The following is a 15,136-nucleotide window of genomic DNA, read 5'->3' on the forward strand; positions in this document are numbered from 1 at the left end:
CTTTCCTCATCTACCCTTCTAATTCTTCCGGTTCGTAATAGCGAATCACTTTCGAAGTAAACAATATTCCGTTTAAATGGTCGATTTCGTGCTGAAGCGCGCGCGCTAAAAATCCGGTTGCTTTCAGCGTAAACAGCCTCCCGTGTCGGTCCTGGGCACGGACTTTGACATAGTTGGCGCGCTTTACTTCGCCAAACAGCCCCGGGAAGCTGAGGCAGCCTTCCGGACCGACTTGCTCCCCGCGCGCTTCGATAATGCGCGGATTGATCAGTTCAATCCGGCCGTGCTCATCGCCGACATCGACGACAGCGATTTGCTTGGCGACGCCGACTTGCGGGGCGGCTAATCCGACCCCGTCGGCGTCGATCATCGTATCATACATATCGTTCAACAGCTTAATAAGCTGGTGGTCAAACCGCTTTACCGGCTCGCACTGTTTTTCTAAAATATCTGCTGGATATGTGACAATCGGTAAAATCGCCAATGATATTTCCTCCATTTACATCATCGTATATGGGTTCGTATCGATCGTAATCGATAAATCCCCTTGGGAAACGTCGTGCTGATAGCGATCGATGACCGCTCTTAACGCACGCGCCATGTTCGGCTCCCGTTTGTATTTTATCATGCATTGGTAGCGATATCTATCATGAAGGCGAGCAATCGGCGAAGCGACAGGACCGAGAATGATCGCTTCATCTGACAGCTGTGCCCGCAAATATGCCGCAATTTTATCCGTTACGGCCACCGCTTTTGTTATTTCTGGGTGAGATACGGTGATTAATGTCAAATAGTAAAACGGCGGGTAGCCATTCATTTTGCGAAGCACCATTTCTCTTTGATAAAACGTGTCATAATCGTGTTTCGCGGCAAGCGCGATGCTGTAATGCTCCGGCGTATACGTTTGGATGACGACCTCCCCGGGAAGCTCGTGGCGCCCGGCGCGCCCGCTTACTTGCGTCAACAGCTGAAACGTTTTTTCGGAAGCGCGAAAATCAGGAAGATGGAGCGTCGTATCGGCAGCAAGCACGCCGACAAGCGTTATTTTTGGAAAATCAAGGCCTTTCGCAATCATTTGCGTGCCAAGCAAAATATCGGCCTTTCCTTCACCAAACTCAGCAAGTAGACGTTCGTGAGCGCCTTTGCGGCTCGTCGTGTCGACATCCATGCGGATCACGCGCGCTTCAGGAAGCAGTTTCGTCAATTCTTCTTCCACTTTTTGCGTCCCTGTGCCGAAAAAGCGAATATGCTCGCTTCCACATGATGGGCAGCGGTACGTAATCGGTTCTTCGTATCCGCAATAATGGCATTTTAGCCGCTGTTCGGTACGATGGTACGTTAATGAAATATCGCAATGCGGGCAACGAATCACATAGCCGCAACTGCGGCACATGACAAACGTCGAATAGCCGCGCCGATTTAAAAACAATACAGACTGTTCCCCTTTATGAAGGCGGTCTTTCAATTTTTCAAATAATGCGCGCGAAAACATCGAACGGTTTCCACTCCGCAGTTCTTCCCGCATATCGACAATATGAACGTTCGGCATCCCATTGTCGCTTACCCGTTTTTGCAATGTCAGTAACTGATATACCCCTTTTTTCGCACGGGCAAACGATTCAAGCGAAGGAGTGGCGCTGCCGAGCACGACCGGACAGCCGTGAACGCGAGCGCGGTAAATCGCCACATCGCGGGCGTGATAGCGCGGATTTTCCTCTTGCTTATAACTTGTCTCATGTTCTTCATCAATGATAATCATGCCGAGATTTTCAAACGGAGCGAAAATCGCTGAACGGGCGCCGACGACAAGCTGCACTTCTTTTCGATGGATTTTTCGCCATTCATCGTATTTTTCTCCGACAGATAAACCGCTATGAAGCACTGCCACTCGCGAACCGAAGCGCCCTTTAAACCGTTTGACCATCTGCGGTGTCAGCGAAATTTCCGGAACGAGAACAATCGCTTCTTTTCCTTGCCGCAGTACCTCTTCGATCGCTTGCATATACACTTCCGTTTTCCCGCTGCCCGTCACACCGTATAGCAAAAACACTTCATGTTCATTGGCGCGCACGCGCTCAACAATGGCGGAAAGCGCTTTTTCCTGTTCATCAGTAAGCGGAAGTGGCGCTGTTTTTGCAAACGAACGGTGCTCGTACGGGTCGCGATATACTTCGATCTCTTTTTCGGCAACAAGTCCTTTGGTAATTAACGATTTAAGCGAAGCATAGGAAGCTCCCGTCTGTTCGAGCAGCTCCTTCAATGGCATCGCTTCATTTGCTGACAGAAGAACGGTTAGCAGCTGTTTTTGCTTGGCGGCATTCGCTGGCAATGCGTTCATCGCCCGCTCGACTTCTTCATGCGGTTGCGCCAATTCTACGTATTTCACCGTTTTCGCTGCCGCTTTTTCTTTTACATGGTACACGACTTCCAAATAGCCTTGTTGAATCGCCTTTTGTAGCGGCCGCAGCCAATCGCTATGCTCTACTTCTTTCCAATCGAGCGTAGAACGGCCCTTAAAAAGCGCTTGAATCGCTTCGGGCAGCAAAGAACGGTTTTCTTCGCGGACGAGCCGAATTTCCTTCTCGTATTTTGCTTTCAACGCCGCCGGCAGCATCGCCTGATAAGCGGAAATCGCAAAACAGAGCGTCGTTTCCGTTAAATATTTTCCGAGCTCAAGCAGCTCTTCGTTTAATACAGGAGTTACGTCTAAAATCGCTTCGATCGGTTTCAACGTTTTTACGTCTGAATGCGACTTAATATGAATAACAAATCCTTGCAATCGCCGCGGACCGAACGGAACGGTGACGCGCATGCCTGGCTGCAATATGTCTTCCCATTTTTCCGGGATCGCATAATCAAAAGGGTGGTCCGTCTGGCGCGCAGGAACATCAACAATTACCTCTGCAATTTTCATCGAATCGCCTCGATATATTGATGAATTTCTTTTAAAATTTCTTCCGCTACTTGCTTTTTCGGTAAAAGCGGTAACGAACGCACCGAGCCGTCGCGTTTGAAAATCGTCACAATATTCGTGTCTCCGGCAAATCCCGCTCCTTCTTCGGATATGTTGTTAGCAACAACCATATCAAGCTGTTTGCTCTCCAATTTTTGTTTCGCATACTCCTCGACATGATCCGTTTCCGCTGCAAATCCGACTAAAATTTGCGATGTTTTTTGTTCCCCTAGCGTTTTTAAAATATCTGTCGTTCTTTCCATTTCGATCACATAGTCGCCCGGCTGTTTTTTCATCTTTTTCGCAAACACATGCTTTGGCCGGTAATCGGCCACCGCCGCCGCTTTAATGACAATGTCAACATGCGGGAAGCGTTCCATCACTGCTTCGTACATTTCTTGCGCTGACTCTATGCGGACGATTTCTACGTTCGCTGGCGCTTCCAATTCGGTCGGCCCGGAAATCAGCGTCACCTCCGCGCCAAAGCGCGCCGCTGCTTCCGCAATCGCATAGCCCATTTTCCCTGTGGAACGATTGGAAAAAAAGCGGACCGGATCCAATTTTTCGCGCGTCGGCCCTGCGGTAACAAGCACTTTTTTCCCTTTTAAGAAAGGATTGTGGGTGGCAAAATACGCTTCGATATTTTCAATAATTTTGTCTGGTTCCTCGAGTCTCCCTTTTCCGACATATCCGCACGCTAAATATCCTTCCGACGGCTCAATAAAGCGATAGCCAAAGCGATATAGCGTTTCGATATTCGCTTGCACCGCCGGATGTTCGTACATATGAACATTCATTGCCGGCGCGATCCATACTGGCGCTTTTGTCGCCAAAAGCGTTGTCGTAATCATGTTGTCGGCGATGCCGTGCGCCAATTTTCCAATTGTATTGGCGGTGGCAGGCGCAACAAGAACAAGATCCGCCCAATCTGCTACGTTAATATGGGCAATGACCGCCGGGTTTTTTTCATCAAATGTATCGACATATACTTCGTTGCGCGATAGCGCCTGGAATGTGAGCGGAGTAATGAATTTGCAGGCAGACTCGCTCATTATGACTTTCACATTGGCGCCGCGTTGCGTTAGCTGGCTCGTTAAGGCGGCAGCTTTGTAGGCGGCGATTCCTCCCGTTACACATAATAAAATGTTTTTTCCTTTCACCATGTTTGAAACACCTCTGCTCTACTTTTGTAAAAAAATAACAACCTAACAGCTAGGTTGTTATTTTTCTTCTTCTACTAATTCGATATGGTCCGCAGCAATTTCCTCTAACGCCTGCCCGACAAATTTTTTCGAAACAGGGTTTTTAATCGTTAATTCAGCATTATCTTGAAGCTGACGCGCACGTTTGGCAACAACAGTCACCAATTTATATTTCGAATCCACTTTTTGCATTAATAAGTCGATGGAAGGATATAACATCTTTCATTCCACCCCCAGCATTTTTTTATAACGTTTTGCCACGCGTTCCCGCCGGCAATGTTCAGCCATCACGATCGCTTTAATCCGCTCGCACGCGAGCTCGACTTTATCGTTTTCGACGACATAATCATACGCATCCATCATTTCCAGTTCTTCTTTCGCCGTTTTCAAGCGATTTTGAATGAGCTCTTCCGATTCAGTGCCGCGCGCTATAATTCGCTTTTTCAGCTCGCTTAAACTTGGAGGGGCTAGAAAAATGAAGAGACCTTCCGGAAACACTTTGCGCACTTGCATCGCGCCTTGCACTTCGATTTCCAAAAACACATCTTTTCCTTCCTGCAATGTTTTTTCTACATAGTCGATCGGCGTTCCATAGTAATTGCCGACGTATTCCGCCCACTCCAGCAATTTGTTTTCACGAATCATTTGCTCAAATTCTTCGCGCGTTTTAAAGAAATAATCGACGCCATCGACTTCGCCTTCTCGCGGTTTCCGCGTCGTGACGGAAACGGAATAATGCAAATTAATATCCGGCTGCGAAAACAACGCTTTTCTTACCGTTCCTTTGCCGACACCAGACGGTCCAGATAGCACAATCAACAATCCTCTTTCGCTCATCAACGTATAAAACCTACCCTTCCTCCGTGAAATCATCGTTTCCATATAAACGGTTGGCTACCGTTTCCGGTTGAACGGAAGATAGTATGACATGATCGCTGTCCATAATAATGACAGCGCGCGTTCTCCTTCCATGAGTGGCATCCACTAATTTTCCGCTCTCTTTTGCGTCTTGAATCATCCGTTTAATCGGCGCGGAATCGGGGTTGACAATTGTAATAATCCGAGCGGCAGATACCATATTTCCATAGCCGATGTTAATGAATTTTACTGTCACGAAACGCCCACCTGCCATAAACATTATTGTTGCCGCAATCAAGTTGTTCTAAAACGATCACTCGATATTTTGCACTTGTTCTTTTATTTTTTCGAGCGCGCTTTTTATCTCTACGACTTGCATGGCGATGAGACTGTCATTCGCTTTTGCCCCGATCGTGTTCGCTTCGCGGTTCAGCTCTTGCACTAAAAAATCAAGCTTTCGCCCGATCGGTTCATCTTTCTCCAACGTTGCGACAACTTGCTGAAGATGGCTGCGAATCCGTTTCAGTTCTTCGTTAATATCTGATTTTTCCGCGAAAATCGCCACTTCTGTTAAAATGCGCGACTCATCGGCAGGAAGCGGACTAAGTTCATGGATGCGCTTTGTTAGCCGCTCGCGATAATATTCAATGACGAAAGGCGCCTGTTTTTCAATCACTTGCACGCTTTTTTCAATAGAAGAGAGCTGTGTTTGTATATCCGCAAGAAGCGTCTCTCCTTCCTGTTTGCGCATAAACGCGAGTTGCTCTGCCGCTTCTTTCACCGCAGCAAGCAAAAGCTGCTCCAATTCTTCATTTTCCGTTTCTTCTTCAACAATTTCTGTCACACCTTCGAGCTGAAATAAATGGGAAAGCGTCACTTGGTCACGCAAAGAAAATTGTTCATTCGCTCTTTGCAAACTATGATAATATTCCTTCATTAAATCCCAATCAATATGCAGCTTTCGCTTTACTAAGCCATCGCCTTCGATATTGACAAAAACCTCGACTTTTCCACGTTTTACGTGCTGTAAAATTACTTTTTTTATTTTATCCTCAAAAGCAACCCATTGTCTAGGGATGCGAACAGAAATTTCACAAAAGCGGTGGTTCACCGATTTCATTTCCACCGTAATGCTTAGCTGTTCATTTTTTTTCGTGCTGCGTCCAAAGCCTGTCATGCTATAAACCATGTCATCACATCCGTTTATGTGAAATGCCAAAAAGAAAAGGTCATAGAGTCATCCTCTATCACCTCGAATATTATAGCATATCTCCGTTTTATTTTCTCGCAAAAAACGAACCGGAAAACAAAAATGTCGGAAGCGCCGCTAACCCAATAATGAGCAGCCAGTCAAACAGAGCGATCGTTGCCGTATGAAAAATTTCTTGCAGCGGTGGATAGTAAATAACGACAAGCATCAACAATACGGATATCATCACAGCGCCGACAAGATAAATATTTTCGAACGGATTGCGGTCAAAAATGGAGCGCTCGCAGCGGCAGTCGAACACATGAATAAGCTGGGCCATCACTAACGTCGCGAACGCCACCGTCTGTGCATAGACAAGTTCGTACCCGCTTCGTTCATACGCGGTCATAAACGCCGCCAGCGTCACCATCCCAATGACAAAGCCGCGGCTAATGATTTTCCAGCCAAGTCCGCGCGCAAATACTCCTTCTTTCGGATGGCGCGGCGGACGCTTCATGACGTTCTCTTCCGCACGGTCAAGCCCGAGCGCCATCGCCGGAAGGCCGTCGGTGACAAGGTTCACCCATAAAATTTGGATCGGCACAAGCGGAAGCGGCAAAGCCAGCAGCATCGCAAACAACATGACGAAAATCTCACCGACATTCGATGCTAACAAATAGCGGATAAATTTGCGAATGTTTTCGTAAATATTTCTTCCTTCTTGAATTGCCGCTTGAATCGTCGCAAAGTTATCGTCAAGCAGCACAAGCGCCGCCGCTTCTTTCGCGACATCCGTGCCCGACCGCCCCATCGCCACGCCGATGTCAGCAGCTTTTATTGCCGGAGCATCGTTGACGCCATCTCCCGTCATCGCGACAATATGTCCCCGCCGTTGCAATGCTTTGACAATTTTTAATTTATGCTCTGGCGAAACGCGGGCAAATACGTAAATATCATCGACTACTCCTTCGAGTTCATCGATCGAAAGCCGCGATAACGTCGGACCGTCGATGACTTTTCCGTTCGGCGGCAGCACCCCGAGCTGCTTGGCAATCGCTTTGGCGGTAAGTACATGATCACCGGTAATCATGACGGTTTTAATGCCTGCTTCTTTACATTGCTGCACCGCTTTTTTCACTTCCGGCCGCGGCGGGTCGATCATCGCTTGGATTCCGATAAACACGAGATTTTTCTCCGCCTCTTTTTCCGACGTGATTCGCTCTTGGGCTTGTAGCGGGCGATAGGCGATGGCAATCGTGCGAAGGGCTTCGTTTGCCATTTTGCGAATGACATCTTGCACCGTTTTTCTCCACGCCATTGTCATCGTTTGTTCACGGCCGTTCCAGCAAATTTGCCCGCACACTTGCAACAACACATCCGGTGCTCCTTTTGTCACAATGAATCGTCTCCCTGCTTTATCTTTCACAATGACCGTCATCATCTTCCGTTCAGAATCAAAAGGAAATTCTTGTTCTATAATAAACTCGGCTTCGATGCGTTTTTTCGTCAACCCCGCCTTCATCGCAGCGACAAGCAAAGCGCCTTCGGTCGGATCGCCGTCGATGTAGCGCCGTCCCTTTTTTTCTTTCAGCTGTGAGCTATTGCAAAGCGCACCAAACATCAGCAACTGCTGTAAGACTGCCTCTTTTTTGCTGTCGATCGGGCGCCCGTTTTCATAAAATTGCCCCGATGTCTCTAATCCGGCGCCGCTTACCGTCCACGTTTTTCCGCTTGCCCAAATATGCGTCACCGTCATCATATTTTCCGTCATTGTTCCCGTTTTGTCGGAGCAAATGACAGAAGCGCAACCTAGCGTTTCCACCGCCGGAAGCTTGCGGACGATCGCGTTTTTCTTAATCATCCGCTGCACGCCAAGCGCGAGCGCAATGGTGACAATCGCCGGCAGCCCTTCCGGAATCGCGGCAACTGCCAGCGAAACGCCGGCTAAAAACATTTCATACAAACGGTGCCCGCGAATGACTCCAAATGCGACAACGAGAACCGTAAGCAATAACGCAACGACAATTAAAATTTTGCCGAGTTGCTCGAGCCTTCGCTGCAGCGGCGTCATGACTGTATCGGCTTCTTGAAGAAGGTTGGCAATTTGCCCCATTGCCGTTTTCATTCCTGTTGCAATCACGATGCCGACACCGTTTCCTCTTGTTACAAGCGTTCCCATAAAAGCCATATTGCGCAAATCGCCGATCGCCACATTTTCATTCATAAGCGGTGCTGCTGATTTCGCCGTCGGCACCGACTCGCCTGTCAACGCCGCTTCTTCGATTTCCAGCCCTTTTGCCTCAATGATGCGGACATCGGCACCTATTCTGTCCCCGCTGAAAAACTTTATAATATCGCCGACAACAAGCTCCCGCGCCGGAATTTTCACCCATTCCCCGTCGCGCAATACCATTGCCTGCGGCGCCGATAATTTTTTCAGCGCTTCCAGCGATTTCTCGGCGCGGCGCTCTTGGAAAAAGCCTAAAAGCCCATTCATGATGACAATAATGATAATGGCAATGGCATCGACATACTCCCCAAGTAATCCGGAAATGACCGTCGCTACAAGAAGTACGAGCACCATAAAATCTTTAAACTGATTGAAAAACAATAAAAGCGCCGACTGTTTTTTCGCTTCCTTTAATTCGTTATATCCGAACCGCTTCAAACGCTTTTTTGCTTCCTCTGTCGTTAAGCCCCTCGTAATGTCGGTATTTGTTTCTTTCGCCACTTCGTTCGCCGCAAGCGTATGCCACTGCATCGTCGCTTCTCCTCCCTCTTTATTTTTCTATGAAAGCTTATTCAGACATGTCCGAAAAAATGATATGATATGTTATTAGTGAAGCAACAAAACAAAGAGAAAGGTGTTTTTTATGTCATTTGACGGAGTGTTTACCTATGCGGTCGTAAACGAATTACAGCAGGCGCTCGAGGGAGGGCGCATCACAAAAATCCATCAACCGGCAGTGTACGAATTAGTCCTGCAAATCCGCTCGCACGGACGAAATTATAAACTGCTTTTATCCGCGCATCCAAGCTACGCGCGCGTTCATTTGACGAACGAAACGTACGACAATCCGGCCGAACCGCCGATGTTTTGCATGCTGTTGCGCAAACATTTGGAAGGAAGCATTATCGAAGCGATCCGGCAAGTCGATTTTGACCGCATCGTTATCATTGAGACGAAAGGGCGGGATGAAATCGGCGATATTCATACAAAACAATTAATCGCGGAAATCATGGGGCGGCACAGCAACATCATCTTAGTTGACAAAGAAACGAACACGATTATCGACAGCATTAAACATCTCTCCCCTTCCGTCAACCGCTATCGCACCGTGCTTCCCGGACATGAATATATCGCGCCGCCGTCGCACGGAAAAATCAACCCGCTTGAGGCGACCGAAGAAACAGTCGTGAAAAAAATCGATTTTCATGCCGGCAAACTAGCCGACCAGCTCGTCGCCACATTTTCCGGCATCTCGCCGCTGTTTGCGAAAGAAGCGGTATTTCGCGCCGGGCTCGCGAACCGGGCGACGCTGCCAAAAAGCTTTGTCTCCTTGATGGACGAGGTGCGCGCCCATCGCTTTGCGCCGGCGATGTATACAAACGGCGAAAAAGAATGGTTTTACGTGCTCCCGCTTGCCCATCTGCAGGCGGAAGCGAAACCGTTTGCCACGCCGAGCGAACTGTTGGACCGCTTTTACTTCGGCAAAGCCGAGCGCGACCGCGTCAAACAGCAAGCGCATGACCTTGAGCGGTTTATTGTGAACGAAAAAGCGAAAAACGAGAAAAAGCTGGTCAAGCTTCAGCAAACATTGAAGGAGGCAAAACAAGCGGAACAATATCGGCTTTACGGGGAGCTGCTAACCGCTAACTTGTACGCCGTCGAGCGGGGAATGAAAGAAATCGAAGTGGTCAATTATTACGACGAAAACGGCGCGACCATCACGATTCCGCTTGATCCGCAAAAATCGCCGTCAGAAAACGCGCAAAACTATTTTCAAAAATACCAAAAAGCGAAAAATTCGCTGAACATCGTCCAAGAGCAAATCGAGCGCACAAATGAAGAGATCGCTTATTTCGATACGCTTCTCCAGCAGCTCGAAACCGCCGCGCCGAAAGATGTCGAGGAAATTCGCGAAGAACTGATCGAACAAGGCTATTTGCGGGCGCGCGCTACAAAACAATCGAAAAAACAAAAACAGCGGGCGATCGAACTTGAACGATATATCGCGAGCGACGGCACGGAAATTCTCGTCGGAAAAAACAATAAACAAAACGACTATTTAACCAACAAACTTGCTCGGAAAGATGAAATTTGGCTGCACACAAAAGACATTCCCGGCTCTCATGTCGTCATCCGCAGCAAAAACCCATCGGAACAAACGATTTTAGAGGCCGCCAATCTCGCCGCCTACTTCAGCAAAGCGCGGCAATCAAGCTCCGTTCCTGTCGATTACACGCGCATCCGCTATGTGAAAAAACCGAGCGGCGCCAAACCGGGGTTCGTCATTTATGAAAATGAGCAAACGCTCTACGTCACACCGGATGAAGAACTTGTCCGCGCCATGAAACAGCGGCAAAAAGAAAGAGCGGCGAAGCAGTCGTAAGCGGCCGCCGCTCGCCAATTCCCACCGCCAAAGTAGCAGCGGGCTATTACCACCAAAAGACATAGGGCTGTCCTAAAGGCCAGCTAGCCGGCCTTTGGGGACAGCCCAACGATTATCGTTTAAACAAAATCATATTTTTTGTAGATGGATAATGCGAACAATCCTTGACTTGGCTTACGTTTCAAGGATTCATTTGACATCAGAACAAAAATCTTCCAAGTTTTTATCGAGAGAGTTCGAATTTTAAGTGACGATCATGCTTGACAGGCAATTTTTTACTATAATTGTATTAAAATAAAGACTTATCAAAAAATTAGAAAGGAGCGCCGATTCTTTTTCTCGATGAACCGACACTTGGCCTTGATGTCGAATCACAACGCCATATGAGGAAATTGCTGACACAAGAAAACGAATGGTGGAATACGGTGCTCATTACGACGCACGATATTCCGTTTGCCCATGTCGTCAGAAGCAAGTTCTTCTTTATGAGAGACGGGAAAATCATATGGGAAGGGAAAAAAGACCAATTTCCCACACCTGATGATCTTGAAACCCACTTTCTCTCATCCATTGGCTCGGTTTTACGTGCCTAGCTAAGGAGGTGTTGTCGATGCCCATCTCACGAGTCGTCGCAGCACATTTTTAAAAAAACGAGCCGAATACCGCCGTTATTGGTTTGATTTTACAGTCGGACTGATCATCAAATTTATTTTTTTCCTCGGCACATTGTATGCAAGCCCCGTGCAGACCGGCAAAGAAGCGGCCGTTCGATTGTTTGGCTTTAGCCTTTGGTATTTAAGCGCCCATCTCATTTCAAAACTTGGAAATATCGCGATTGAAGAAGCGTATTTAGGCACCGCAGAGCAAGCGCTGTCGACAAAAACACCTCCATGGCAACTTTTAATCGGGATCATTCTTTCGGAAATCATGTTATCGCTGGCCTGGATCATCCTTTTTCTCGTGTGTGCCGCCGCCATGATCGGGTTTTCAGACATTTGGAAAGGAACGTTGGCGCTCATCGGCAACATAGCGGTATTTTGCGGAATCAGCCTCCTGGGCATGATCGGCATCGGCGTCTTTATTCTTGGATTGTCTTTTCGGTTGAAACAAGTCGGGGCGGTCACGGAAGTACTGCTTTACTATTTACTGATGTTTTCCGGTTTCTTTCTTTCACCGAAGCTGCTTCCGTCCGTCTTTCACATTCTCAATTCCCTTTCTCCTCTCTCTTGGGCCGTGCAAGGCATGCGCGCCGGTTGGCAAGCGCTCGTGCCCGCGTCGCTCGTTTCTTGTTTTTGGATCTTGGTCGGCGCAAGCATCCTCCGCTGGCAGTGGAACTGGGCAAGAAAGACAGGAAGGTTGGGAAGTTACGTATAGCTGCAACGCGCTAAGCCGAAAATGTCTTTTGCATTCACTTATAACCCGCTTCATTCATCTCGAACAGCTGCCGCAAGCGTACGAATCCCTTGTGCCCCCATCGAGATGCGGATGAAGGGGAAAGACCTCGCTGCACAACACACCGTCGGCGCTGCAAACACTTTGCACGGCTTTTCCACGAAAATAAAGGCCGAACTCGGTATGGAAATTGCTCGAGACAAGCTGGTGCTTAAGGCCCGGAGAAGGAACCATATATACAGTTCCATCAATATATTTCGAGCCACTCATCGCTTTGTTCCCGCAGCGCCCAATATTGCTCGTACAATACGTTGGAAAACCGAGGACGAGACATCGGCATCCTCCTTTGTTGCTATTGTATATTTTCATTTTAGCTGAAACGGGATGGTGAAGTCTTCTTCCCCAATCGTTGGCCGTGTGCCAAAAAAAAAAATGGCTCTTTTGTTCCGAAATAAAGTGATAATTTACACTTATGCGGAATGGGATTTGCGGATGGCTAAAATCAAGCAGCACATTTCCGGTACCTTTCGGGGAGAAGAAGATGTGCACGTCTTTGTCTCGTGCGCAGCGTCATCCCAACGATCAAAAAACAGAAGAAACGCGTATGGGATACTCTCCAGCATTGCTGGAAGGCCGTCTTTCATTGTCTATTGTCTTCTTTCCCCTAGACACGACAGGGGGTTTTCATCAAGAGAAAACGCCCTCTTCGTGTTGCTTTCTAGCAAATTAGCTATGATGGGCTCAATAGTTACGGATATTTTACTTTCATCGTGAAAATAGGAGGAAAAACTCCTAAAAATCGCCTCTTTTCTCCTAGTTCCTTCATAAACCTTATCGTATTTCATATATATTAGAAAAATTTAAAAAAAAATTGCTTTTTCCTTTTTTTATATCATTTAGATGAATAAAACTTTCTTCTCTTGGATTGTTGTTAATTAACAAGAAAAACCTCCCTTTGCTAGATGAAGTGATTTCTTTTGGAATAGGAATAATAAAATCTTGGTCTTTTGGTTGTTCAAGCGTATAAGAAAGAGGGTGTTTTCCTCTTATTCCATATATATTTCCTTCCATATCAAAAAACATGATCTCCTCCACCATTTTGTGCGGACTTTGATCAATTCGAACATACCGTGCTTTATTAACCTCTTCTACTTTTAAAGGAGTGAAGCGATCGTTTAACAAAACAACAGATGGCAGACCAAATTCGTTGCTTTTACTGTTTTCCTTCTTAAATATCTTTTGAACATTATCCAATTTTATATGTGATGATATTTTAGAGAAATCATTTTTATTTCTTTTACTTACTAATACCTTCGTTACAGGTATGTTTTCCGTAAAAAATCGTTTTTGATCTTTATCAATTAAAATAAGCAAATACTCACTAAAATCATAATTATCTGATACAGGGACATGGATCGGAATTTCTAAGGATCCGTTTCCTTTCATGTTAATATCATAATATGTATATTTTTTATTGTTAACCGAAAATTTGATAAATTTTTGATTATGAAAAATAAACAGACGAAAGTGACGATCTCTATCTTTTAGACTATCAATGATAAAGTTGAGCGTGAATTGTTTTATTCCAGATTTTAAAGAAACAATATCAATCGATTCATTATCAATCATCCACTTTTTTTTCAGTTTCGAATCAACTTTAAATGAAGTCGCGGTATCAGGAGTAAATCCAAGCTGTTTCTGCGCATCATCTGGTATAACAAAATGTTTATTTTCATGAAAAGAGATAGTATCACTTGTATGTAAGGGTTGTCTATTTTCTTTTTCATTTTCTTTTTTTAAAAAATTATTGCATCCTGAAAACAGCAATACAGAAAGCATAATGAGTGCTATAATCAAATAGCTTTTTTTTCGTTCCATTTTATCATTTTCCACCTTCCGTTTTCACTTTGATGAAAAAGCTCAAAATGCCCGGCATTTTGAGCTTTTAGTTTTTATTAAAATCTTATACTATCTCCTGTATCAGCAATGAACGTATTAGTAGAAGTAGATAAAGTATGATGGGAAGTAGCCCGATATTCCCATCCCGAAGGAACACTTCCAGGATAATGATAAACTGTTGCTGTATCAGTAGTTTTTCCTAACCCAGTATCTCTCTGAGTACCTATAGAGCTTCCATTAAGCATTAATGTCGTAGTTACTCCATGAGATGAAAGAGTAACTTTGCTCGTCGTTTTTCCAACAGCCTTCACTTCACTAACAGGATACGCTTGTGGAGTAATTCCTTTTGTTCCTAAAGATGCCGAAGATTCTGAAACATAAATATATGTCGAGCCTGTCCCTACTGTGGATATAGTAGTTGATCCTTGAGGCGTCACTTTTCCGTCTTCTACTACTGCTCTCAAGTTTTCCTCATTGCTATAATTGACGGACTTCTCCCACAATTCCGAAATATTTTCTTCATTCTCTTTTGCAAAAACTCCTCCTGAAGAAAAAGAAACTAAAGAAACCGACAAAGCTGTAGCAAGTCCAAATTTCAAAAACTTCATTTTCTTCATTTCCTCTCCCTTACTTTCTTATTTTTTACAATTTTATTATAAATTATAAAAAAATAATATACAATAGTAAATTTTAAAAAAATATGGTTCATCACCAAAAGATGTACTTGCATCTATCATTGAAGTGTGGCAGCCGTTTCTAGCCGAACTCGCAATGCAAATCTTTGGATATTTCTGTATCCATACCCTCGGCGTTTGATCAGCTTGATCTTGTTATTCGTCCCTTCCATTTTCCCATTCGAATAAGGCGACAAAATGCACGAAATGATTTCTTCTGTTCGTTTTGCGAGTGCTTTTGCGATGGCACGCACAACAGAACAAGTACAAAACAAATACCGATGAATCCAAGCTTCCAAGCGACGTTTCGCCTGTCGTTCGCCTTGGCTTTTGGATACATAGCGAAAATGTTGGAG

Annotated in this window: 14 protein-coding genes; 3 read left to right on the forward strand and 11 right to left on the reverse strand. The window is 45.8% G+C overall.

Going from position 1 to position 15,136, the window contains the following annotated elements:
* Nucleotides 1-10: 10 nt before the first annotated feature.
* The 8 genes from def to BM278_RS04060 form a co-directional block, all read right to left on the reverse strand.
* Nucleotides 11-484, reverse strand: coding sequence for a peptide deformylase (gene def, locus BM278_RS04025; protein ID WP_090948066.1), 474 nt, complete (start codon nucleotides 482-484; stop codon nucleotides 11-13).
* 15 nt (nucleotides 485-499) lie between these two features.
* Nucleotides 500-2,914 (reverse strand): primosomal protein N', encoded by a 2,415-nt coding sequence (priA, locus tag BM278_RS04030; protein ID WP_090948067.1) that lies wholly within the window; start codon nucleotides 2,912-2,914, stop codon nucleotides 500-502.
* A complete protein-coding gene (gene coaBC, locus BM278_RS04035) occupies nucleotides 2,911-4,116 on the reverse strand; it encodes a bifunctional phosphopantothenoylcysteine decarboxylase/phosphopantothenate--cysteine ligase CoaBC (RefSeq protein WP_090948068.1) in 1,206 nt (401 codons plus the stop codon). Before coaBC ends, priA begins: the two co-directional genes overlap by 4 nt.
* A gap of 57 nt (nucleotides 4,117-4,173) precedes the next feature.
* Nucleotides 4,174-4,374: a DNA-directed RNA polymerase subunit omega gene (gene rpoZ, locus BM278_RS04040; RefSeq protein WP_017437139.1), complete on the reverse strand. Its 201-nt coding sequence runs from the start codon at nucleotides 4,372-4,374 to the stop codon at nucleotides 4,174-4,176.
* A 3-nt stretch (nucleotides 4,375-4,377) separates the two neighbouring features.
* Nucleotides 4,378-4,995 (reverse strand): guanylate kinase, encoded by a 618-nt coding sequence (gmk, locus tag BM278_RS04045; protein ID WP_208601739.1) that lies wholly within the window; start codon nucleotides 4,993-4,995, stop codon nucleotides 4,378-4,380.
* 10 nt (nucleotides 4,996-5,005) lie between these two features.
* Nucleotides 5,006-5,269: an extracellular matrix/biofilm regulator RemA gene (gene remA, locus BM278_RS04050; protein WP_090948070.1), complete on the reverse strand. Its 264-nt coding sequence runs from the start codon at nucleotides 5,267-5,269 to the stop codon at nucleotides 5,006-5,008.
* Nucleotides 5,270-5,326: 57 nt separating this feature from the next.
* On the reverse strand, nucleotides 5,327-6,202 hold the full coding sequence (locus BM278_RS04055) for a YicC/YloC family endoribonuclease (RefSeq protein WP_090948071.1): 876 nt from the start codon (nucleotides 6,200-6,202) through the stop codon (nucleotides 5,327-5,329).
* Between the two features lie 88 nt (nucleotides 6,203-6,290).
* Nucleotides 6,291-8,963, reverse strand: coding sequence for a cation-translocating P-type ATPase (locus tag BM278_RS04060; RefSeq protein ID WP_090948072.1), 2,673 nt, complete (start codon nucleotides 8,961-8,963; stop codon nucleotides 6,291-6,293).
* Nucleotides 8,964-9,075: 112 nt separating this feature from the next.
* On the opposite strand from BM278_RS04060, the gene BM278_RS04065 reads away from it, so the two are divergent.
* From BM278_RS04065 to BM278_RS04070, 3 genes are all read left to right on the forward strand, one after another.
* Nucleotides 9,076-10,815, forward strand: coding sequence for an Rqc2 family fibronectin-binding protein (locus BM278_RS04065; protein WP_090948073.1), 1,740 nt, complete (start codon nucleotides 9,076-9,078; stop codon nucleotides 10,813-10,815).
* A 425-nt stretch (nucleotides 10,816-11,240) separates the two neighbouring features.
* Nucleotides 11,241-11,408 carry a hypothetical protein gene (locus tag BM278_RS19570; RefSeq protein ID WP_244151087.1) on the forward strand — a complete coding sequence of 56 codons (168 nt, stop codon included), beginning with the start codon at nucleotides 11,241-11,243 and terminating at the stop codon, nucleotides 11,406-11,408.
* A 148-nt stretch (nucleotides 11,409-11,556) separates the two neighbouring features.
* On the forward strand, nucleotides 11,557-12,189 hold the full coding sequence (locus tag BM278_RS04070) for an ABC transporter permease (protein WP_341871180.1): 633 nt from the start codon (nucleotides 11,557-11,559) through the stop codon (nucleotides 12,187-12,189).
* A gap of 849 nt (nucleotides 12,190-13,038) precedes the next feature.
* Here BM278_RS04070 and BM278_RS04080 read toward each other — a convergent pair.
* The 3 genes from BM278_RS04080 to BM278_RS04090 all read right to left on the reverse strand — a co-directional run.
* Nucleotides 13,039-14,085, reverse strand: a complete 1,047-nt coding sequence (locus tag BM278_RS04080; RefSeq protein WP_090948075.1) for a hypothetical protein — start codon at nucleotides 14,083-14,085, stop codon at nucleotides 13,039-13,041.
* A 77-nt stretch (nucleotides 14,086-14,162) separates the two neighbouring features.
* Nucleotides 14,163-14,723 carry a hypothetical protein gene (locus BM278_RS04085; RefSeq protein WP_090948076.1) on the reverse strand — a complete coding sequence of 187 codons (561 nt, stop codon included), beginning with the start codon at nucleotides 14,721-14,723 and terminating at the stop codon, nucleotides 14,163-14,165.
* Between the two features lie 116 nt (nucleotides 14,724-14,839).
* A partial coding sequence (locus BM278_RS04090) for a transposase (protein WP_143093416.1) occupies nucleotides 14,840-15,136 on the reverse strand: 297 nt, incomplete at its 5' end.

The sequence above is a fragment of the Parageobacillus thermantarcticus genome (genome assembly GCF_900111865.1).
Taxonomy (GTDB): Bacteria; Bacillota; Bacilli; order Bacillales; family Anoxybacillaceae; genus Parageobacillus; species Parageobacillus thermantarcticus.